Genomic DNA, 20421 nt, shown 5'->3' on the forward strand with positions numbered 1-20421 from the left:
AGGCTGGAAGCTGTTGGCGAAGGACCAAAGGAGCAGAAGGGCAAGTCTGCCTGACCATCCGAAATGGATATGCTTCAGATGCCCGGATACGGGGCTCGTTACGAAAAGTGCAGCAGGTGAAGCCTGAAATACTTGTGACAGCGAAGAACCAGATCGGCCGGGTTGGGGACAGGCGAGTCCAGGCGTCATGTTCGGGTATGGGCATGACGACCTCAACCGTTTCAACCGCCCGGTGCGGACCCGCATGCCGGGTGGTGTGGCAGGGGACCGGTCAGTTATACTGACCGCCCCTATGCCGATTGGGCGACTGGGAGCCGGCTCAGACCGGCGGCAACGGCAACATATTGGTCGCCTTGATTTCATCAAGGCAGACGCTCGAGCGGACGCCGCTGACGCCGCGCATGCGCATCAGCTTTTCCATCAGGAAGTCCGACAATTCCTTCAGATCGTGCGCGGTTACCTTCAACACGTAGTCGAAATCGCCGGTGATCGAGTAGCACTCCAGGATCTGCGGCCATTCGTTGATGGCTGTCTTGAATCCCGATAAATCGTTAATATGTCCTTTCTCCATCGATACATGGACAAAGGCGATCACGTTCAGCCCCAGGCTGGCCGGGCTCAGCCGGGTTTCATAGCCGACGATGAAGCCGGCTTCTTCCAGCCGGCGATGGCGCCGGTGGCATTGCGGGGCGGACAGGCTGACTGCTTCTGCCAGTTCGAGATTGGATGCTCGGCCGTTCTGCTGCAGGAAGGTCAACATTTTGCGGTCGATTTGATCGATATCAATTTTGTGCAATTTATTCTCGATTTCTGGATTTGTGACGAAATTATATTTCATAACCGTATAAAAAACGGGTGCAACTCGCAAACCAATTTTCAGCGTTCAAAGCTATACTTTTTTCAAAATAATAGATACGGCAGCAAGGGCGCAGGCCAGAATAATCCCTTGTTGCAATATAATAAAGAGGCCGATTCCCGGCAACCAAACTGACTCATTTGGAGACAAAGTCATGAAATTTCCTTTCTTGCGTTCCGCAATTGCATCTGTCGTGCTGCTGAGCCTGGCGGGCGTGTCCGCTTCCGGTGCCGCATTTGCGGCCTCTGCGGACAAAACGGTGGTGGTCACGGCCATCGTCGAACATCCGGCGCTGGATGCCGTGCGCGATGGCGTCAAGGACGAGTTGAAGGCTGAAGGCTACGAAGCCGGCAAGAACCTGAAGTTCGAATATCAAAGTGCGCAAGGCAATACCGGCACCGCGGCGCAGATCGCCCGTAAATATGCCGGCAGCCAGCCGGACGTCGCCGTGGCGATCGCCACGCCTTCGGCCCAGGCGCTGGTATCGGCCACCAAGACCGTGCCTATCGTCTACGCTGCCGTGACCGATCCGGTCGCCGCCAAGCTGGTGAAGAGCTGGGATGCTTCCGGCACCAATGTCACCGGCGTATCCGACATGTCGCCTCTGGACAAGCAGATCGAACTGATCCGCAAAGTGGCGCCGAAGGCCAAGCGCATCGGCGTGATCTACAGCCCGGGCGAAGCGAATTCGGTCTCTATCGTCGAATCGCTCAAGAAGCTGCTGGCCGGCACCGACCTGACCCTGGTGGAAGCAGCTGCGGCCCGCACCATCGATGTGCCTAGCGCGGCGCAAAGCCTGATCGGCAAGGCCGACGTCATCTATGCACCGACCGACAACAACGTCATGTCGGCGTTTGAAGGCATCGTCAAAGTGGCCGAGCAAGCCAAGCTGCCAGTGGTTGCCGCCGACACCGGCGCGGTCAAGCGTGGTGCTGCTGCCGCAATTGGTCTCAACTACTACGATCTGGGCCGCCAAACCGGCAAGATCGTGGTGCGCATCCTGAAGGGTGAAGCGCCAGGCAAGATCGCTTCGCAAACCAGCACCACATTCGAGTTGTACGTGAATCCTAAGGCAGCGCTCAAGCAAGGCCTGACCTTGCCGGCTGATCTGGTCAAGTCCGCCAAAGTCGTCGAACAATAAGCAGGGCTGGCGGATGGCGCATGCCGTCATCCGTCGGCTTTTGCTTCGTAGATTCTGGTTTGCCTGATTTGGCGTGTTTTTTGCCGGTGAGCCGCGGGCCGCCTGCTGTTCCGGGTAGCCGCGGTTCCGTAATTTAAGGATGTATATGTCGCTCATCGCTTCACTTGGCGCCATCGAGATCGGCCTGATTTTCGGCTTGGTCGCACTTGGCGTGTTCTTGTCTTTCCGTGTCGTCAATTTTCCCGACCTGACGGTCGATGGCAGTTTCCCTCTCGGCGGCGCTGTTGCCGCAACTCTGATCGTCTCCGGCTGGAATCCTTTCCTGGCGACCTTCATCGCGCTGCTGGCCGGCGGCCTGGCGGGCTGTGTGACCGCCTGCCTGAATGTCTACCTGAAGATCATGCAATTGCTGGCCAGTATTCTGGTCATGATTGCTCTCTATTCGGTCAACCTGCGCATCATGGGCAAACCTAACGTGGCGCTGATCAGCGAGCCGACGGTGTTCAGCATGACCAGCATCGGCGATTTGCCGGACTACTGGGTGCAGCCGCTGGTGATGCTGGTGATCGTACTGATCGCCAAGCTCTTGCTGGATGCGTTTTTTGCGTCAGAAACCGGCCTGTCTATGCGCTCCACCGGCGCCAATGCACGCATGGCGCGTGCCCAGGGCATTTCCACCAACCGCCAGACGGTGTGGGGCCTGGCGATTTCCAACGCGCTGGTAGCGCTGGCCGGCGCGCTGTTCGTGCAGACCCAGGGCGGCGCTGATATTTCGATGGGCATAGGCACCATCGTGATCGGCCTGGCGGCGGTGATCATCGGTGAAACCGTGCTGCCGGCGCGCAGCCTGGTGGTGACCACGGCGGCCTGCATTTTCGGTGCGGTGCTGTACCGCTTCTTCATTGCGCTGGCGCTGGACATGGATTTCATCGGCCTCAAGGCGCAGGACCTGAATCTGGTGACGGCGCTGCTGGTCGGCCTGGCGCTGCTGATTCCCAATTTCAAGCGCAGTTACAAGCGCATGCGTGGCAACGGAAAAACCAAGCCTTCCGCCAGTATCACCAATGGCCTGGCAGCACGCAAAGGGGAAAACTGATGTTGAAACTCGATAACCTGGAAATCACGTTCAATCCCGATACGCCTATCGAAAACAAGGTTTTGCGCGGTCTGTCGCTGGAAATCCCGTCCGGCCAGTTCGTCACCGTGATCGGCTCCAATGGCGCCGGCAAATCGACCATGCTGAATGCCGTCTGCGGCGACCTGATGGTCGACAGCGGTAGCATCACCATCGACGGCACCGACGCCACGCGGCGTTCCAGCTGGCAGCGCGCCGACCTGGTGGCGCGCGTGTTCCAGGATCCGATGGCGGGCACCTGTGAAAGCCTGACGATTGAAGAAAACATGGCGCTGGCCTGGAAGCGCGGCAGCAAGCGCGGCCTGCGCTTTTCCCTGAACCGCAACCTGCGCGAGCTGTTCCGCGAAAAGCTCAGCATCCTCGGCCTGGGCCTGGAAAACCGCTTGTCGGACCGCATGGGCTTGCTGTCCGGCGGCCAGCGCCAGGCGGTCAGCCTGCTGATGGCTTCGCTGCAGCCGTCGCGCATCTTGCTGCTGGATGAGCATACCGCTGCGCTCGATCCGAAGACGGCAGCCTTCATCTTGTCGCTGACGGCCAAGATCGTCGAATCCAGCAAGCTGACGGCCATGATGGTTACCCACAGCATGCGCCAGGCGCTGGATTACGGTTCACGCACTGTCATGCTGCATGAAGGCAAAGTGATTCTGGACGTGCACGGCGAGCAGCGCCGCGGCCTGGATGTGCCGGATCTGCTGCGGATGTTTGAAACCACCCGCGGTGAAAAAATCGATGACGACAAGCTGCTGCTAGGCTGATGCTCGATTGATTGAGCGGGCAGCAGGGTCGTCGTAACCATGGAAATCTGAAGGAGCAGTATGAAGGCTTTACTTAATGCGTTTGAAAGCAAGGCGCCGGAAATCGTCTTTGAATGGCATGACGCCGAGACGCCGGCGCGCGGCTGGATCGTGATCAATTCGCTGCGCGGCGGCGCAGCGGGCGGCGGCACGCGCATGCGCAGCGGGCTGGACCGGCGCGAAGTAGAGTCGCTCGCCAAGACCATGGAAGTCAAGTTCACCGTGTCCGGCCCGGCCATCGGCGGCGCCAAGTCCGGCATCGATTTCGACCCTGCCGATCCGCGCAAGGCCGGCGTCCTCAGCCGCTGGTACAAGGCGGTCACGCCTTTGCTGAAGACTTACTACGGCACCGGCGGCGACCTCAATGTCGACGAAGTGCATGAAGTGATCCCGATGACCGAGCGCTACGGCCTCTGGCATCCGCAAGAAGGCATCGTCAACGGCCATTTCGAGCCTAGCGACAACGAGCGAATCCAGAAGGTCGGCCAGCTGCGCATGGGCGTGGCCAAGGTAGTGGAAGACGTGCGCTACACACCGCAAGCCAGCCGCAAATACCTGGTGGCGGACCTGATCACGGGCTGGGGCGTGGCGGAATCGGTGCGCCATTACTACCGCCTGTATGGCGGCAACCTCGAAGGCAAGCGCGTGATCGTGCAGGGCTGGGGCAATGTCGGCTCGACCGCGGCTTACTACCTGGCCAAGGCTGGCGCCCGTGTGGTTGGCATCATCGACCGCAACGGCGGCTTGATCAATGCCGATGGCTACAGCTACGAAGAAGTGCATGCCTTGTTCCTGGCCAAGCAAGGCAACCAGCTGATCGCCGACAACATGTTGTCCTTCAAGGAATGCAACGCCGCCATCTGGAGCGTCGGCGCCGATATCTTCCTGCCATGCGCCGGTTCGCGCCTGGTCAGACAAGATCAGGTCGACCAGCTCATCGCTAACGGCCTGCAAGTGGTGGCCAGCGGCGCCAATGTGCCGTTTGCCGACAGCGACATTTTCTACGGTCCGATCTATGAGCATGCCGATAATCGGGTCGCGGTGATCCCGGATTTCGTCGCCAACTGCGGCATGGCGCGCGCCTTTGCCTTCCTGATGCAGAGCCAGGTCGAAGTGTCCGACGAAGCCATCTTTGGCGATGTCTCGGCCACCGTCGGTGCGGCGCTGGAGAAATGCCACAGCCATTCGGCCAGTACTACCGGAATCGCCAAGGTCGCGTTTGAAATCGCCTTGCAGCAGCTGATCAAGCCAGAAATATCGGAGAGCGCCGCTACCCGCGGCTGATCCATTTTGACCCAGTCCACCAGACTTTATCTATACCAGGAGTAGCGCATGACTGAATTATTTGATAACCCCATGGGCCTGTGCGGCTTTGAATTCGTCGAGTACGCATCGCCCGTCCCCAACGTGATCGAGCCGGCCTTCGAGGCCATGGGCTTCGTCAAGGTTGCCCGCCATCGTTCCAAGAACGTGTCGCTGTATCGCCAGGGCGATATCAATTTCATCATCAACCATGAGCCGAAAAGCCCGGCGCATTACTTTGCGGCTGAACACGGCCCATCCGCCTGCGGCATGGCGTTCCGCGTCAAGGATGCGCACAAGGCCTACCAGCGTGCGCTGGAACTGGGCGCCGAGCCGATGGACATGGCGACCGGCGTGATGGAACTGCGGCTGCCGGCGATCAAGGGTATCGGCGGCGCGCCGCTGTATCTGATCGATCGTTTCACGCCGGGCAAGTCGATCTATGACATCGATTTCGAATTCATCGACGGTGTCGAGCGCAACCCGGTCGGCGCCGGCCTCAAGACTATCGACCACTTGACTCACAATGTCTATCGCGGCCGCATGGCGCATTGGGCGGCGTTCTACGAGCGACTGTTCAATTTCCGCGAAATCCGCTATTTCGACATCAAGGGCGAATACACGGGCCTGACGTCGAAGGCGATGAGCGCGCCGGACGGCATGATCCGCATTCCTTTGAACGAAGAGTCGTCCAAGGGCTCGGGCCAGATCGAGGAATTCCTGATGCAGTTCAGCGGCGAAGGCATCCAGCATATCGCGCTGGCGACCGACAACCTGGTGCAAACCTGGGACGCGCTGAAGAAGATGGGCACGAAGTTCATGGTGGCGCCACCGGCGACTTACTACGAAATGCTGGAAGGGCGCTTGCCTGGCCACGGCGAGCCGACCGACCAGTTGCAGATGCGCGGCATCCTGCTGGACGGCGTCTCCAGCGATCAGGGCCAGCGCCTGCTGCTGCAGATCTTTTCGGCCAACACGCTGGGTCCGGTATTTTTCGAGTTCATCCAGCGCAAGGGCGACGAAGGCTTCGGCGAAGGCAATTTCAAGGCCTTGTTCGAATCGATCGAGCGCGACCAGATCCGCCGCGGCGTATTGAAGGCGGAATAAATTCAAGTTGTGTTTTTGCAACAGCTTGTCTTGGGGGAAAGTTAGCCTGCTATGATGGCGGCTCAGCTTTACCCGAGTGGGCTGTAACAGCCGAGTCGAGAGCGAAGGGCGCGTCGGGTACGTGACAGGCGCTCTTGATTCGGTTGTTACAGCCCGCTACAACGCCGAAATGGCGGCGTTGTGGTAGTAACGGTAAGGCGACGGTGGGGGCAGCGTGGTGGAGATCTGATGATGCCGTTCCCAGCCTGTCGTACAAAAATCTAAAAAATATTAATCCTATGGAGACGTGCATGAAAAAATATTCTTTGTTGCTGGTAGCGGCAGGCCTGGCGAGCAGCGGCGCAATGGCGCAAACCTCCGTCACGATCTACGGTATCGTCGATACCAGCATCCGTTACCTCAGCAGCGACAACGCCGCTGGTCAAAAGAACTTCGTCATCACCAACGGCGCCATCTCCAACAGCCGCCTGGGTTTCAAGGGCACTGAAGATCTCGGCGGCGGCCTGAAAGCCATCTTCCGCCTGGAAAACGGTTTCAATTCCGATACCGGCACCCTGTCCAGCGCCGGCACTTTGTTCAGCCGCCAATCTTACGTCGGCCTGAGCGGTTCCTTCGGCACGGTCACCCTGGGCCGTCAACAGACTCCGCTGTTTGACCTGATGGCAGATCATTTCGATCCGCTGACCGTCGGCAACTACGACCAGAATGCATGGATGCCAGCTGGCGCCACCCTGGTCCGCAATTCCAACATGATCAAGTACTACGGCACATTCGGCGGCTTCGCCGGCGGCCTGAGCTACGCGGCAGGTGAAAAGGCCGGATCGGTCAAGACCGGCAGCCAGTTCGGTGCTACCGGCCAATACACGGCTGGTCCATTTTCCATCGGCGGCGGCTATCAGCAGACTATCAGCGCGACCAACTCTGACTGGAAAGACACTGCCTATAACCTGAGCCTGTCATACGCCATCGGCGCAGCCAAGCTGTTCGGCGGCTACTATCGCATCAAGGACAGCACCGGCACGACACCGGCATATTTCGGCGTTTCCGGCAGCGCAGCGGCAACCAATGGCGGTATCGGCGGCGTCCAGCGTCAGGACAATGCTTACTTCCTGGGCGCGACTTTCCAGGCGACTCCAGCCTGGTCGCTGACTGCAGCCGGCTACTATGACAAGAGCAAGAACGTCACTGTGGCAACCCTCGGCAACCTGGGCGACGGCAGCCGTTACGCGCTGGTCGGCGTAGCGGAATATGCGCTGTCCAAGCGTACGCAAGTGTACGGTACGGTCGACTACAACAAGGCGAAAGATGCAGCCTTGACGGAACTGGTCGGCAAGGATAGCGTGACTGGCGTAGCTGTTGGTATCCGCCACATTTTCTAATTAATGGATGTGGGGTGGGCACGCCTTTGTGCCCACGCAGTATCAGCATCCGCGTGGGCACAAAGGCGTGCCCACCCTACAAGTAAAAAAGCGCAGGACCGATTCGGTGCTGCGTTTTTTTTATGGGATTTTCAACTGGCCTATCTGGAAATGCTGCCGTCGCGGATCTCGAAGATGTCGTCGCCCAGCAGGGCGAGGTCGGCCGGATCGTGGGTAATCACCATCATCGGCACATTCAGGCGGCGTTGCAGCTCCGACAGTTCATGGCGCATCTTTTCGCGCAGGCTGAGGTCGAGCGCGGAAAACGGTTCATCCAGCAGCAAGATGTCCGGTTCCAGCACCAGCGCCCTAGCCAGCGCTACGCGCTGGCGCTGGCCGCCGGAAAGCTGGTGCGGATAGCTGTTGGCGGTGGTGCTCAGTTCGAACGAGGCCAGCCATTTCTGCACCGCCGGATGCTCCAGCGGACGACGTATGTTGATGCAGCCCGAGCGCAAGCCGAACGCGACGTTCTGCGCCACGGTGAGGTGTGGAAACAGGGCGTAGTCCTGGAACAGGTAAGCTACCTTGCGTTGCTGCGGCGGCAGGCAGATGGCCGCCGCGCTGTCGAACAGGGCATGTTGCTTGATGCGTATCACGCCTTCGTCCGGCGTCAGCAAACCGGCGATCGCGCGCAGGGTCAGGCTTTTGCCGGCGCCGGACGGGCCGTACAGCACTACCCGGTTGCTGGCGGTGTGCAGGGCGATATCCAGATTGAAGCCGCGGTCGTCAGCCTGCAGGTGCTTACGAATGCTGATCTCTATCGTCATGGCATCCTCCTCAGGTGTTCCTGCGGCGCTGGCTTTTCGGCAGCAGGCGGCCGGCGATCAGCAGCACCACGATACAGGTGGCGGAAGTGATCAGCACCAGCAGGTTGGCGGTCTGGTCGTCGCCGGCCTGTACCGCTTCATAGATCGCTACCGACAGGGTCTGGGTGCGGCCGGGCAGGTTGCCGGCGATCATCAGCGTGGCGCCGAATTCGCCCAGGGCGCGGGCGAAGGCCAGCAGCACACCGGCGGCGATGCCCTTGGAAGCCAGCGGCAAGGTGACGCGGAAGAACACGCCGGCTTCTGAAACGCCGAGTACGCGCGCTGCATTCTCCAGTTGCGCATCGACGTTTTCAAAGGCCGCGCGGGCGGATTTGAGGACTAGCGGGAAGGCGACGATGGTGGCGGCGATCACTGCGCCTTGCCAGGTGAAGACCAGCTCGATGCCCCATTTTTCCAGCCAGGCGCCGAATACCCCGCGGCGCCCCAGCAATACCAGCAAGTAGTAGCCGAGCACGGTCGGCGGCAGCACCAGCGGCAGGGTCAGCACGGCGTCGACCAGGCCGCGCGCCGGTGAGCGCCAGCGCGACAGGCCGTAGGCGGCAGCGACGCCGAACACCATGTTGAGCAGGGTGGCCCAGCCTGCGACTTTCAGCGAGAGCAAGAGGGCGACCCAGACCCCGCTGTTCATGACTTCTGCTTTCTATTCACTGCCTACCTTTGATGCTGAGCGGAAGAACTTGACGATAACACTATTGATTCGCTTGTTACAGTCCATCAGGTGATCAGGGTTTCAAAAAGCCATAGCGCGCCAGCGTAGCCTGGCCGACAGGCGACAGCACATAGGCGACGAACTTGGCCGCCATCTCGGCTTGCTTGCTGTCGCTGGTGACGGCAATCGGATAGCTCACCGGCGTTTGCGACGGCACGCGCACGGCGACCTTGACCTTGTCCGGCATCACTGCCGCATCGGTGGAAAACACGAAACCGGCTTCGACTTCGCCACGTGCGACATAGTCCAGGCTCTGGCGCACGTTCTGCGCCGGCACGCCCTTGGCGGCCACCGCATCCCACAGGCTGGCGTGTTCCAGCGCTGCCTTGGTGTAGCGCCCGACCGGCACCGAAGCCGGATTGCCGTAGGCGACGCGTTTCACGGCAGCCTGCGTCAGGTCTTGCAATTGGGTGATGTGCAGCGTGCTGTCGGCCGGCACGATCAGCACGATCTGGTTATTGGCGAAATTCTTGCGGCTGGCAGGCTGCACGGCTTTTTCCGCTTCCGCCTTGTTCATGGCTTCCTGGTCGGCTGAGGCAAAGACGTCGGCCGGGGCGCCCTTGATGATCTGCTGCAGCAAGACGTCGGAGGCGGCGAAGTTGAACAGCACCTTGGTGTCCGGATTCTGCGCTTCGAACGACTGTCCGAGTTCCTTGAAGGCGTTGGTCAGGCTGGCGGCGGCCGAGACTACCAGGTCGGCGGCATGGGCCGCCGGCATCGACAGGAAAAGGGGGAGGGCGCTGGCAATAACAAGGCGTTTCAAGCGGCACAACATCGCGGTATCTCCTGACGGAAAGTAACAAAATGGAAAGCGAAATATATGGCAGGATACAGCGTGAGTCAACCTGAAAAGCAGGTCGCAAAGCGGGCTGCTGCTGCCGGCAAGCAATGGTTGTCAACAAAATATCCGTATTCCGCCGATCAGCTTGCTACAATCGCGCCTATGGCAAATTCCAAATCGATACGGCTCAGAGTGTTGCAAGGCGAGACAATCGCCTTCGGTCCCGGCAAGGCAGCACTGCTGCTGGCGATACAGCAAAGCGGTTCGATTTCCGCGGCGGCGCGGGCCATCGGCATGTCTTACCGGCGCGCCTGGCTGCTGGTGGAAGCCATGAACCAATGCTTCCGCCAGCCCCTGGTAGCGACCGCCACTGGCGGCGCCAAGGGTGGCGGCGCGCAAGTGACGGCGCTGGGGCAGGAAGTCCTGGTCCGATATCAAGCCATGCAGCAGCGGGCGGAAGCCGCGGTGGCGGCCGACATGGCGTATTTTGCCGGACTGATGAGTGTGCCCGGCAGCGCCGCCGAACCGCGCAGCTAACCCCAGCACTTCCACACTATCACCTTGCCGACACCGACCATGCTCTCAAGCAGCACACTCCGTAGCACACTCCTTGGTTACCGCGTCCGCCTGCAGCGCCTGTTTCATTTCTCCGAAAGCCATTCGATGCTGCTGTGGGCGGCCGTGGTCGGCTTCCTGGGAGCGCTGGCGACGGTCCTGTTCCGCGAGTGCATCTACGGCCTGCAATGGCTGCTGACCGGCCAGAGCGGCAGCTTTGTCGCCATGGCCAAAAGCTTGCCGTGGTGGATGCGATTGGTGTTGCCTGTCAGCGGCGGCCTGGTTGCCGGCGCTATCCTGGTGCTGGCCAAACGGGTGCCGACCAGCGCCACCTCGGATTACATGGAAGCGGTGGCCATTGGCGACGGCAATATCCCGGTGCGGCAGAGCCTGCTGCGCAGTCTGTCGTCGCTGGCGACGGTGGTGACCGGCGGCTCGATCGGACGCGAGGGGCCGATGGTCCAGTTGTCGGCGCTGGCCGCTTCGCTGGTCGGCCGCTTTACCCATTTCAGTCCGGCGCGCCTGCGCCTGCTGGTGGCCTGCGGTGCTGCGGCGGGGATTACCTCGGCCTACAACGCGCCAATCGCCGGCGCTTTTTTTGTCACAGAGATCGTGCTGGGCGCGATCGTCATGGAAAGTTTCGGGCCGGTGGTCGTGGCCTCGGTGGTCGCCAACATCACCATGCGCGAGCTGCCCGGCTACCATCCGGCTTACGAGATGCCGCCATTCCCGCCGCTGGCAGGGATAGAGATCATCTGGTTCGTGCTGCTGGGGATCATGGCCGGCGTCGCCGCGCCGCAATTCCTGCGTCTGCTGGCGCTGTCCAAGCAGGCGTTCACCAAGACCCGCTTGCCCTTGCCGCTGCGGCTGGGCGTGGGCGGCCTGCTGGTCGGCCTGATTTCGATCTGGATGCCGGAGGTGTGGGGCAACGGCTATAGCGTGGTCAATTCCCTGCTGCATACGCCTTGGCTGTGGTGGAGCGTGCTGCTGGTGCTGGTGCTGAAAGTGCTGGCGACCTGCATCACCACCGGCTCCGGCGCGGTCGGCGGTATTTTCACGCCGACGCTGTTCGTCGGCGCCGCCATCGGCTATCTGTTCGGGCAGGCGCTGCACATGGTGTTGCCTGGCATGACCTCGGCGCCGTTTGCCTATGCCATGGTGGGCATGGGCGCCTTCCTGGCGGCCGCCACCAGCGCGCCGCTGATGGCGATCCTGATGATTTTCGAGATGACCCTGAGCTACCAGGTGGTGCTGCCGCTGATGCTGTCCTGCGTGGTGGCTTACTTCGTGGCGCGCAGCATCAACGGCGCCTCCATGTACGACATCACCATCAAGCGCAACCGCGACGCGCAGGAACGGGTGCGGCTGCGCGGCATTCACATGAGCGAGCTGATCCGGCCGGCTGATACGGTGCTGCCGCTGACGGCCGCGTTCGCCGAAATCAGTGGCTTGTTCCTCAAGTATCCGGTGAAATACATTTACGTGGTCGACGGCCGCAACCGCTATTGCGGCGTGGTGGCGCTGCAAGACATTACCTCCTGCCTGCTGGAGAAAGCCGACACCCAGGCCAAGGTGGCCGAGGATTTCGTGCGGCGCGAATTCCTGCACGTGGTGACGCCCGACATGTCGCTCGGCGACGCCCTGCAATCCTTCCTCGATCACCAGGGCGAACGTCTGCCGGTGGTGCGCAGCCATGAAGATCCGGAACTGCTGGGAGCGGTCTACAAGACCTCCTTGCTGGATGCCTATTTCAGGCTGGACCGTTCGCACGAGCTGCGCGCATAGCACTGACGTCGGTTCCTTGTTGAGATGTTGTTCTATCAATATTTTGCATTGTAGGGTGGGCACGCTTTTGTGCCCACGCGTGACCGCGATAACCGGAGTGCCGACCTGCGCGGCGCGGAAACAGGCATGTGCGTAAAGTAAATTCACGCATGGGCACGATGTGCCCGCCCTATTTATTAAACAACATTTCACACAAGTTTACCTTGCAAGCGCTGCAGATGGCCGCACTTTGCTCTATATTGGACCCCGCACCGGCGCCTTCTTCCGGTGCGGCCAATTCCCCCAACAACAACCATGAGGAGCAGCAATGGAAATTATCGGGACCATCATCGTCGGTTTTATCGTCGGCGTGATCGCTAAGCTGATCCATCCCGGACGCGAGAACATGGGCTTCATCGTCACCACCTTGCTGGGCATCGCCGGTTCCTTCCTGGCCGGCTATATTGGCCAGGCGCTGGGCTGGTATCACGCCGGCCAGGGTGCCGGCTTCATCGGCTCCATCATCGGCGCCTTCGTGCTGCTGCTGATCTACGGCTTTGTCAAAGGCAAGGCAGCCAGCTGATGCTGGATCGCCTGCCATGGCGCAAGCCGGCCCGGCACAGCGCGGGCGCGCTGCTGCCGGTGTCCGACACGGCGCTGCACGCGGTGCGCCTGCGCTGCCGCCAGATGGTGGCCAAGCGCGCACTGCTGTCGGCCGGCGCTTCCGCCTTGCCGATCATGGGAGTCGATATCGCGGTCGATATCCATCTGCTGTCGCGCCTGATCGAAGACATCAATGCGGCCTTCGGCCTGACTCCGCAGCAGATCGAAAAACTCCAGCCTAAACTGCGGGTGGCTACTTACAGCACCATCGTCGGCCTCGGCAGTACGCTGGTAGGACGGGTGGTGACGCGTGAGCTGCTGCTGAAAATCCTGACCCGCAGCGGCGTCAAGATCGTTTCCAAGAACGCTACCCGGCTGGTGCCCATCGCCGGCCAGATGGTGTCGGCGGCGATCGGCTTTTCCGCCTTCCGGGCGATCGGCAACAAGCATATCGAAGCCTGCGTCGCGGTGGCGGAACAGATGTTGAAAGTGCAAGCCGCCGGCGAATGAGTCGCCGCTGTGGCATCGCGCGGCTTGCACACCGTGGCGGCGGGGCCGCCCCGCATCCTTCTCCGCCATCTCGCGCCATGATGTTAGAATGCGGGTCGTTTGCGCTCCGGGACACTGAAAAACAGCTACTCCCGCGCGACTTTACCGCACTTCTGCACGCCAGCCCGGCCCGCCATAGCGTTACCATCTTGCGCGGCCGGCTCTTTGCTGTAGAGTGTGGCAACACACTTCACCACGATAGAGTTCCCTATGTTGAGTTACCGCCATGCCTTCCATGCGGGCAATCATGCCGATGTGCTGAAGCACTTGGTCACCATCCAGCTGTTGCGCTACCTGGGCCAAAAAGATACGTCCTACATGGTCATCGATACCCACGCCGGCGCTGGCGTGTACGCGCTGGACGGCGGCTATGCCTCGAAAAATGCCGAGTACGAGTCCGGCATCAGCCGGCTGTGGGACCGCAAGGACCTGCCGCCGGCGGCAGCCGAGTATGTGGACATCGTCAGGCAGCTGAATCCGGACGGCAAATTGCGCTATTACCCGGGTTCGCCGTATTGCGCCGATGCCGTCATGCGCGAGCAGGACCGCCTGCGCCTGTTTGAACTGCACCCAAGCGACGGCAAGATCCTCACCGACAACTTCCGCCGCCTGGACGCCGAGCGCAACCCGCGCGGCAACGGCCGTGGCAAGCGCGTCATGATCCAGCTGGGCGACGGCTTCCACGGCCTCAAGGCCTTGCTGCCGCCGCCGTCGCGCCGCGGCCTGGTGCTGATCGATCCACCGTACGAGGTGAAGGAAGACTATCGCCACGTCAAGAACACCATCGAAGATGCGCTGACGCGTTTCTCTACCGGCACGTATGCCGTCTGGTACCCATTGCTGAACCGTATGGAGTCGCGCCAGATGCCGGACAAGCTCAAGCGCATGAAAGCCAATGGCTGGCTGAACGTCACGCTGACAGTGAAGACACCGTCGCCGGACGGTTTCGGCCTGCACAGCAGCGGCATGTTCGTGATCAACCCGCCATGGACGCTGGAGCCGATGCTGAAGGAACTGATGCCCTATCTGGTCAAGGTGATGGGCACCGATTCAGGCGCCGGCTTTACCCTGGAATCGGGGCAGACCAAGGCGGTCGATACTGGTACCCGGCGCGTGTAGTACTCGGCAGTTCAGATTAGAAAATCCTGAGAATTTCACTGGAAATTCTCAGGATTTTTTTTGGCTAATTACTTGCATGTGGAGCTGCAGTTGGCGGAACGCGCATGGGCTGCTGCAGCCCTTATCCCTGAGTACTATGGTCCTCGACCAGTCATTTGAGTGCGGTCTCAGGCATTGCATTTGGGCTTTTCGGTCTTCTCGGCCTCATGCGTTCCCTCATATGCTCCTCTGTCACGCGCTAGCGTTTGACTTATTGAAAATCAGTGGGAAGGATGCATTCTGATATTCCAATCGAAATATCTTGCCTAAAGACATATATTTCATTGTTGCAAATAATTACACGCTGCTACAATTGCCTGGGGTCAAAACATCGCCAACAAAGCCAGTCAGGTCGATGTATTTGATACGGGGCAAGCATAATAATTTGTGTAAGAAAGACAATGATAATGAAAAAAGTGTTCTTCTCCTTATTAATGACGTTATTTCTCAATGCATGTGGCGGAGGCGGCGGAGATGGCGGGAATTCTTCGCCAGGAACTGGCCCGAATAACGGCGGCGCTACACCTGCAGCTGCGGCGCTGACCTTCACGCCAACCACAATTACCCAGACTCTCACTGGAGGGGTGTCCAGCAAAATCAGTCTTGCTGCCACGGTCAACAAGCCATCCGATTTTAATGGGGCAACAACCGTTTATGCCTATTTTATTGACGATGTGGGCGTGTTGTTGCCGAATACGCAAATATCGCAAAACTCGACGACCCAATACAGTGTTGCGCTCTATACGTCCCCGACCTTATCCGCAGGGAGCCATCAAGGAAATCTCACGGTCAAGCTTTGCCGCGACAGTAACTGCACCAGTCAATTTCCAGGGTCGCCCATGCTGTTGCCCTATAGTTTCCAGGTTAACCCGCCTGCGAACTTGCCGACCTTTGGCGCAAACCCGAGCGTAGCGCTCACTACAGACATGTATGTTGGCGCTGCCGCCCCGGATCCCGTCACTATTACAATTGCCGGACAAGGCAGGACCTGGACCGCGAAAACCGACGCCACGTGGTTGAAACTAAGTAGTACGGCAGGGGCAGGGAACGCCATTCTGACACTTAGTTACGCGCCGGCGTCGCTGCAAGTAGGGGTGTACACGAGCACGATCCAGGTCACGTCAAGCGATGGGCAGAGTGTGGGTTTGCCAGTCACGCTCACGATCAAGCCTCCCGCATATAAATTATTGGCTGCGGAAACGGGCGTCGCCTTGACAGCAACCCCGGCATGGTCGCGCCTGACCCGCACCCTGCAGATCAATGACAGTTCTGGCCATGGTGCAAGCTGGGGAGCAAGTTCGGATCAAACCTGGTTGAGCGCCACGAAGAGCGGCAATAATCTCACGCTTACGGCAAATCCGGCCAGCTTGGCTCCAGATGTAATCAGCTATGCCACGGTTACCCTCAGTTCTGCTGATCCTTCCGTTACCGCGCCCGAACCCATCAAGGTCGCTTTGTGGAAAGGCAGCACGACGCCAACGTTGGCCACACAGATAAAACAAGCCTACACAAATGTCATTGCCGACCCGATTCGTCCTTTGATCTATACGCATAACAGCGGTTCTTCCATTGACGTCTACAATGTTTATACCTCACAAAAGACTGCTACTTTCACCACACTTGGCACTACCCTGGGCAATATGACTATCAGTCCAAATGGCGACAAGTTATATGCTCTGGACTTGGCCACGAGCCGTCTGGTTGCCATTGATCTGGCTACTCCAAGCAAAATCAGTAAGTGGGATTTAAGCGCCGCACTAACAACCGACGTGCGTATGAAAGCAATCCGGTCGAATGGCGTAGAAATCATCATCACCAACTTCGGCACCGCGTATTTGGCGTCAAATGGTAAGTTCATCTCGAACACCGGTATTGTTGGCCGTATAGATTTGGCTGTAACCGCCGACGGCAAGAAAGTCTATGCTCAGGATGAGGGTTTCAGTCCGTCTAGAACCTGGGCTTATAGCGTCGACTACTCTGAATTGAATGGCGGCTACGTGGCGGTCTCGTTATTGACGCAGCCTACGGGAGTCATCGGCATAGCCAACGGAGTGGCAATGTCCAATGGCGCAGACATTGCTGTCAGCGCCGACGGCAGCCGAGTGTACACAGCCAACGGCGCACCGTATCGATGCGGTTCGCTTTCTCCAGTCAACTTGGGTTTCATCAGCGCTTTGCCTGGTGGAGACACATTTCCCAACAATGTCAAAGTTGCTAGCGACGGCAGGGTTTTCTGCGGAATCTCTGGCGGCTACAGTTCATCCGACGTATGGATGCATGGTGCCGACGGTACTTTGATACGCAGTTTTAAATTTGCCGGAAGTGCAAGAAATCTGATTGACCGCCAAATGGCTGTTTCAGGAGATGGCTTGATGCTGGTGGGGATTACCAACGATCCACTGTTGGCCATTGTGCCGGTCGGCCCATAGGCCACACTGAATAGCTTGTCGTGCAAAAAAACGGCGTACATGCAATATGTATGCCGTTTTTTATTGAGGAGCCTGTGTGTCAAACGCTGTCGCGTGCGGGCTCAGCCAATGACTCAAACCTCGGGAGCGAATTTCAGCACCGCGCCGTTCATGCAATAACGCAGGCCGGTAGGCTTCGGCCCGTCGTCAAACACGTGCCCGAGGTGGCCGCCGCAGCGGCGGCAGTGCACTTCGGTGCGGCTCATGCCGAGCGTGCTGTCGGTGCGGGTGGAGACGGCGTTCGGCAGCGGTTGCCAGAAGCTGGGCCAGCCGGTGCCGCTGTCGAATTTGGTCTTGGAAGAAAAGGCCGCCAGGTCGCAGCCGGCGCAAAAGAAGGTGCCGGCCCGCTTTTCATGGTCGAGCGGACTGGAAAACGGTCGCTCGGTCGCCTCCTGCCGCAGGATCGCATACTGGGTCGGACTCAGGCGCTGCTTCCATTCGGCGTCGGTATGCATGACTTCATACTTTTCCACAGCGCCGGCGCGCCAGCCCAGGGTCGCCAGCACACTTCCCAGCAGCAGGCCGCCGCCGGTCCTGAACATCATGTTGCGTCGGGTAGGCATGACAATCTCTCCTTTATCGCGTCAATGGCCGATCCAGGTTGTCCTGGCTCTGCGCTTGTGCCGCCTGGGTTAGGGTACTCGTGAGTCCATGTAATCCATATACGAAGAAATCGGGCGGGCGGATACAGGCTGCCTGTCTTGGCTCCAGTTTGCGCCGATTTTCGCCGGCCTGCTGGCCGCAGCCGTCTCGCTGAAAACAGGTGGGGATGCATGATCCAAGGAGATTTCTCTGTAGAAATTTTCTTGGGTTTGACGTAATCCACTGTTGTCAATGCCCGCCAGTCGTGTAGATGTATTCCGCAGTTTTTAAGTTTCAGGATGAAAATGGACGGATAATGCGGATCCTGTTTTAATCACGCCCGGATTTCCAGACGCAATCTGCGCGGGGTGTTATCCATTTGATATGGCGTCGACATAATAATGACAACTACGAAAAAAAACTATCCAGCGACCGAGGGCCGGGTAGCGCTGCAAACCAAGACAAGATTGCTGACCACCCTGATTGCCGCCGCCCTTGCCTCCGCCTCTGGCATGGCGCATGCGCAAAGCGATCCGGAACAAAAGAGCCTGGGTGCAGGGCAGAGCGCCCAGCCGCAAAATGACACCACGCTGCCGACCGTGACGGTGACCGGCGCCGGCCCCGCCGCCGACAGCTATCGCAAGACTTCAGCCGGTGTCGCCAGCTTCGGCGCCGCCTCGCTGCTCGATACGCCAGCCGCGGTCTCGGTAGTCACCCGCACCCAGCTGGACGACCAGCAAGCCCGTTTACTGAGCGAAGTCGTACGCAACGACGCTGCTGTCGGCAACAATTACACGCCGGTCGGCTACTACGAGAATTTCAGCATCCGGGGGTTTCCGCTGGACCTGGCGACCAGCATGCAGATCAATGGCATGAGCATCGCCGGCGAACAGAACGTGGCCTTGGAAAACAAGGAAAGCGTCGAAATCCTGAATGGCATGGCAGGTCTGCAAAGCGGCATGACGCCGCCCGGCGGCCTGATCAACTATGTCACCAAGCGGCCGGCCGATGTGCGTTCGATCACGCTAGCAACCGATGCGCGCGGTTCGCGCTATCTGGCCACCGATATCGGCACCCTGTTCGGCGAGCAGAAGCAGTTCGGCCTGCGCATCAATGCCGCGCACGAGAGCCTGCATTCCTACGTCAACGACGCCGACGGCGAACGCAATTTTGCCTCACTGGCGGCTGACTGGATCATCAGCCCGCAGGCGCGCCTGCAGTTCGATGCCGAGTACCAGCACCGCGAGCAGCGCTCCGCGCCGGGTTATCAATTGTTAGGCGGTACTGTAGTTCCGGGCAATGTATCGCCCTCGACCTTGCTGGGCGCGCAGCCATGGGCCAAGCCGGTGACGATCAATTCCGTCAATCTGAATCTGCGCCTGGATCTCGACCTGGCGCCGGACTGGCACGCTTATGTAGCGGCCAGCCGCAGCCGCGTGGTGATCGACGATAATTCTGCCTTTCCCTATGGCTGCGGCTATGGCGCGACATGCGGCGACGGTGGCACGCCAGCGCGTTATTTCAGCGCCGGCGGCGATTTCGATATCTACGATTACCGCTTCCCGGACGATACCCGCCGCAACGACCAGTTGCAGGCGGTGCTGCAAGGGAAGCTGGATAGCGGCAAGATCCGCCACGATCTGACGCTGGGGGCGAGCATGTTCCGCCGTACCGTGTCGCAAAGCGATGGCGTCAACGAGTACGTCGGCAGCGATAATATTTATAACCCGAATCCGATCGTCTATGCGCCTTCACCGCTGACCCCGGACGCTTCCACTTTGCGGCTGGACAGCCGGCAAAAGGCGCTGTTTGCGGTCGATCGCATCAGCCTGACACCGCAATGGCAAGTGATTGCCGGCGGCCGCCAGGTGTGGCTCAACGAACGGGCGCTGGACGTCACCGGTGCGGCGACCCGCGTCACCGAGAAATCCCTGTTTCTGCCGCAGGTCGCGCTGGTCTACAAACCGCAGGCCGATCTTTCGCTGTACACCAGCTATAGCAAAGGCCTGACCATGGGCGGCCAGGCGCCGTTCTGGGCCGAGAATGCCTATGCCTTCCTGGCGCCGACCGTGTCGCGCCAGCTTGAAGCCGGCGTCAAGTACGACTGGCGCGACCAGCTCAGCCTGAGCGCAGCGCTGTTCCAGATGACCAAGCCGTACGAATATCCGAAGCCGGACGAGGGTGGTTATACCTACACTCAGCAAGGCAACGAAACCCACCGCGGCCTGGAGCTGAGCGCCGCCGGCCAGATTACCAGGCAGCTGCGGCTGACCGCCAGCCTGGCCCTGATCCAGGCGCGCGCCGACGATACCGGCACGCCCGCTTACGATGGCCACCAGGCCATCAATGTGCCGCGCTTGCGCACAGCACTGTATGCGTCGTATGCATTGCCGCAGGTCACTGGCCTGAGCTTGCTCGGCGGTTGGCAGTACAGCGCCAGCAAGGCGGCCACGCGGGAAGGCGACGTCAAGGTCCCCGCTTATAGCGTGTTCGATGCCGGCCTGCGCTACAAGACCAGCTTGGCCGGGCATGCTGCGGTGCTGCGCCTGAGCGTGGATAATCTGTTCGACAAGCGCTATTGGAAAGATGTCGGCGAATATTTTGGCGACAGCTACCTGCACCTGGGAGCGCCGCGCAGCGCGCGGCTGTCGCTCCAGTACGACTTTTAAAGG

At 59.8% G+C, this 20421-nt stretch carries 19 protein-coding genes; 13 read left to right on the forward strand and 6 right to left on the reverse strand.

What is annotated here, in order from left to right:
* Positions 1 to 319: 319 nt before the first annotated feature.
* Positions 320 to 796, reverse strand: a complete 477-nt coding sequence (locus CPter91_RS09505) for an Lrp/AsnC family transcriptional regulator (protein WP_099047287.1) — start codon at positions 794 to 796, stop codon at positions 320 to 322.
* A gap of 93 nt (positions 797 to 889) precedes the next feature.
* On the reverse strand, positions 890 to 1012 hold the full coding sequence (locus CPter91_RS27515) for a hypothetical protein (protein WP_257722464.1): 123 nt from the start codon (positions 1010 to 1012) through the stop codon (positions 890 to 892).
* Between CPter91_RS27515 and CPter91_RS09510 the strand changes: the two genes are divergently transcribed.
* The 6 genes from CPter91_RS09510 to CPter91_RS09535 all read left to right on the forward strand — a co-directional run bounded on the left by CPter91_RS09510 (position 1011) and on the right by CPter91_RS09535 (position 7714).
* On the forward strand, positions 1011 to 1997 hold the full coding sequence (locus CPter91_RS09510) for an ABC transporter substrate-binding protein (protein WP_061939629.1): 987 nt from the start codon (positions 1011 to 1013) through the stop codon (positions 1995 to 1997). The genes CPter91_RS27515 and CPter91_RS09510 overlap by 2 nt on opposite strands.
* Before the next feature lie 145 nt (positions 1998 to 2142).
* Positions 2143 to 3093, forward strand: coding sequence for an ABC transporter permease (locus CPter91_RS09515; protein WP_061939631.1), 951 nt, complete (start codon positions 2143 to 2145; stop codon positions 3091 to 3093).
* On the forward strand, positions 3093 to 3887 hold the full coding sequence (locus CPter91_RS09520) for an ABC transporter ATP-binding protein (RefSeq protein WP_061939633.1): 795 nt from the start codon (positions 3093 to 3095) through the stop codon (positions 3885 to 3887). The genes CPter91_RS09515 and CPter91_RS09520 overlap by 1 nt, the downstream gene beginning before the upstream one ends.
* Before the next feature lie 60 nt (positions 3888 to 3947).
* On the forward strand, positions 3948 to 5210 hold the full coding sequence (locus CPter91_RS09525) for a Glu/Leu/Phe/Val dehydrogenase dimerization domain-containing protein (protein WP_061939635.1): 1263 nt from the start codon (positions 3948 to 3950) through the stop codon (positions 5208 to 5210).
* A gap of 48 nt (positions 5211 to 5258) precedes the next feature.
* Positions 5259 to 6335 (forward strand): 4-hydroxyphenylpyruvate dioxygenase, encoded by a 1077-nt coding sequence (hppD, locus tag CPter91_RS09530; protein WP_061939637.1) that lies wholly within the window; start codon positions 5259 to 5261, stop codon positions 6333 to 6335.
* A 290-nt stretch (positions 6336 to 6625) separates the two neighbouring features.
* The gene (locus CPter91_RS09535) at positions 6626 to 7714 is read left to right on the forward strand and encodes a porin (protein WP_061939639.1); all 1089 of its coding nucleotides are present in this window, start codon (positions 6626 to 6628) and stop codon (positions 7712 to 7714) included.
* Between the two features lie 140 nt (positions 7715 to 7854).
* Here the strand turns inward: CPter91_RS09535 and CPter91_RS09540 are convergent, their stop codons facing one another.
* The 3 genes from CPter91_RS09540 to modA all read right to left on the reverse strand — a co-directional run bounded on the left by CPter91_RS09540 (position 7855) and on the right by modA (position 10064).
* Positions 7855 to 8520: an ABC transporter ATP-binding protein gene (locus tag CPter91_RS09540; RefSeq protein ID WP_061939641.1), complete on the reverse strand. Its 666-nt coding sequence runs from the start codon at positions 8518 to 8520 to the stop codon at positions 7855 to 7857.
* Between the two features lie 10 nt (positions 8521 to 8530).
* Positions 8531 to 9208 (reverse strand): molybdate ABC transporter permease subunit, encoded by a 678-nt coding sequence (modB, locus tag CPter91_RS09545; RefSeq protein ID WP_061939643.1) that lies wholly within the window; start codon positions 9206 to 9208, stop codon positions 8531 to 8533.
* A gap of 94 nt (positions 9209 to 9302) precedes the next feature.
* Positions 9303 to 10064 carry a molybdate ABC transporter substrate-binding protein gene (gene modA / locus CPter91_RS09550; protein ID WP_061939645.1) on the reverse strand — a complete coding sequence of 254 codons (762 nt, stop codon included), beginning with the start codon at positions 10062 to 10064 and terminating at the stop codon, positions 9303 to 9305.
* 168 nt (positions 10065 to 10232) lie between these two features.
* Between modA and CPter91_RS09555 the strand changes: the two genes are divergently transcribed.
* The 6 genes from CPter91_RS09555 to CPter91_RS09580 all read left to right on the forward strand — a co-directional run bounded on the left by CPter91_RS09555 (position 10233) and on the right by CPter91_RS09580 (position 17128).
* Positions 10233 to 10607: a winged helix-turn-helix domain-containing protein gene (locus CPter91_RS09555; RefSeq protein WP_061946047.1), complete on the forward strand. Its 375-nt coding sequence runs from the start codon at positions 10233 to 10235 to the stop codon at positions 10605 to 10607.
* A 39-nt stretch (positions 10608 to 10646) separates the two neighbouring features.
* The gene (locus tag CPter91_RS09560; protein ID WP_061939647.1) at positions 10647 to 12410 is read left to right on the forward strand and encodes a ClcB-like voltage-gated chloride channel protein; all 1764 of its coding nucleotides are present in this window, start codon (positions 10647 to 10649) and stop codon (positions 12408 to 12410) included.
* A gap of 307 nt (positions 12411 to 12717) precedes the next feature.
* Entirely contained in the window at positions 12718 to 12972 is a 255-nt protein-coding gene (locus CPter91_RS09565) for a GlsB/YeaQ/YmgE family stress response membrane protein (RefSeq protein WP_061939649.1), read from the forward strand.
* On the forward strand, positions 12972 to 13502 hold the full coding sequence (locus CPter91_RS09570; RefSeq protein ID WP_061939651.1) for a hypothetical protein: 531 nt from the start codon (positions 12972 to 12974) through the stop codon (positions 13500 to 13502). The genes CPter91_RS09565 and CPter91_RS09570 overlap by 1 nt, the downstream gene beginning before the upstream one ends.
* 249 nt (positions 13503 to 13751) lie before the next feature.
* A complete protein-coding gene (locus CPter91_RS09575; RefSeq protein WP_061939653.1) occupies positions 13752 to 14660 on the forward strand; it encodes a 23S rRNA (adenine(2030)-N(6))-methyltransferase RlmJ in 909 nt (302 codons plus the stop codon).
* A gap of 446 nt (positions 14661 to 15106) precedes the next feature.
* Complete coding sequence (locus CPter91_RS09580) at positions 15107 to 17128, forward strand: BACON domain-containing protein (RefSeq protein ID WP_150119657.1); 2022 nt, start codon at positions 15107 to 15109, stop codon at positions 17126 to 17128.
* Between the two features lie 113 nt (positions 17129 to 17241).
* On the opposite strand, the gene msrB is transcribed toward CPter91_RS09580, so the two are convergent.
* The gene (msrB, locus tag CPter91_RS09585) at positions 17242 to 17730 is read right to left on the reverse strand and encodes a peptide-methionine (R)-S-oxide reductase MsrB (protein WP_061939657.1); all 489 of its coding nucleotides are present in this window, start codon (positions 17728 to 17730) and stop codon (positions 17242 to 17244) included.
* A 420-nt stretch (positions 17731 to 18150) separates the two neighbouring features.
* On the opposite strand from msrB, the gene CPter91_RS09590 reads away from it, so the two are divergent.
* Positions 18151 to 20418 carry a TonB-dependent siderophore receptor gene (locus CPter91_RS09590; protein ID WP_061939659.1) on the forward strand — a complete coding sequence of 756 codons (2268 nt, stop codon included), beginning with the start codon at positions 18151 to 18153 and terminating at the stop codon, positions 20416 to 20418.
* Positions 20419 to 20421 lie beyond the last annotated feature (3 nt).

The sequence above is a fragment of the Collimonas pratensis genome, assembly GCF_001584185.1.
In the GTDB taxonomy this organism is placed as follows: Bacteria; Pseudomonadota; Gammaproteobacteria; order Burkholderiales; family Burkholderiaceae_D; genus Collimonas; species Collimonas pratensis.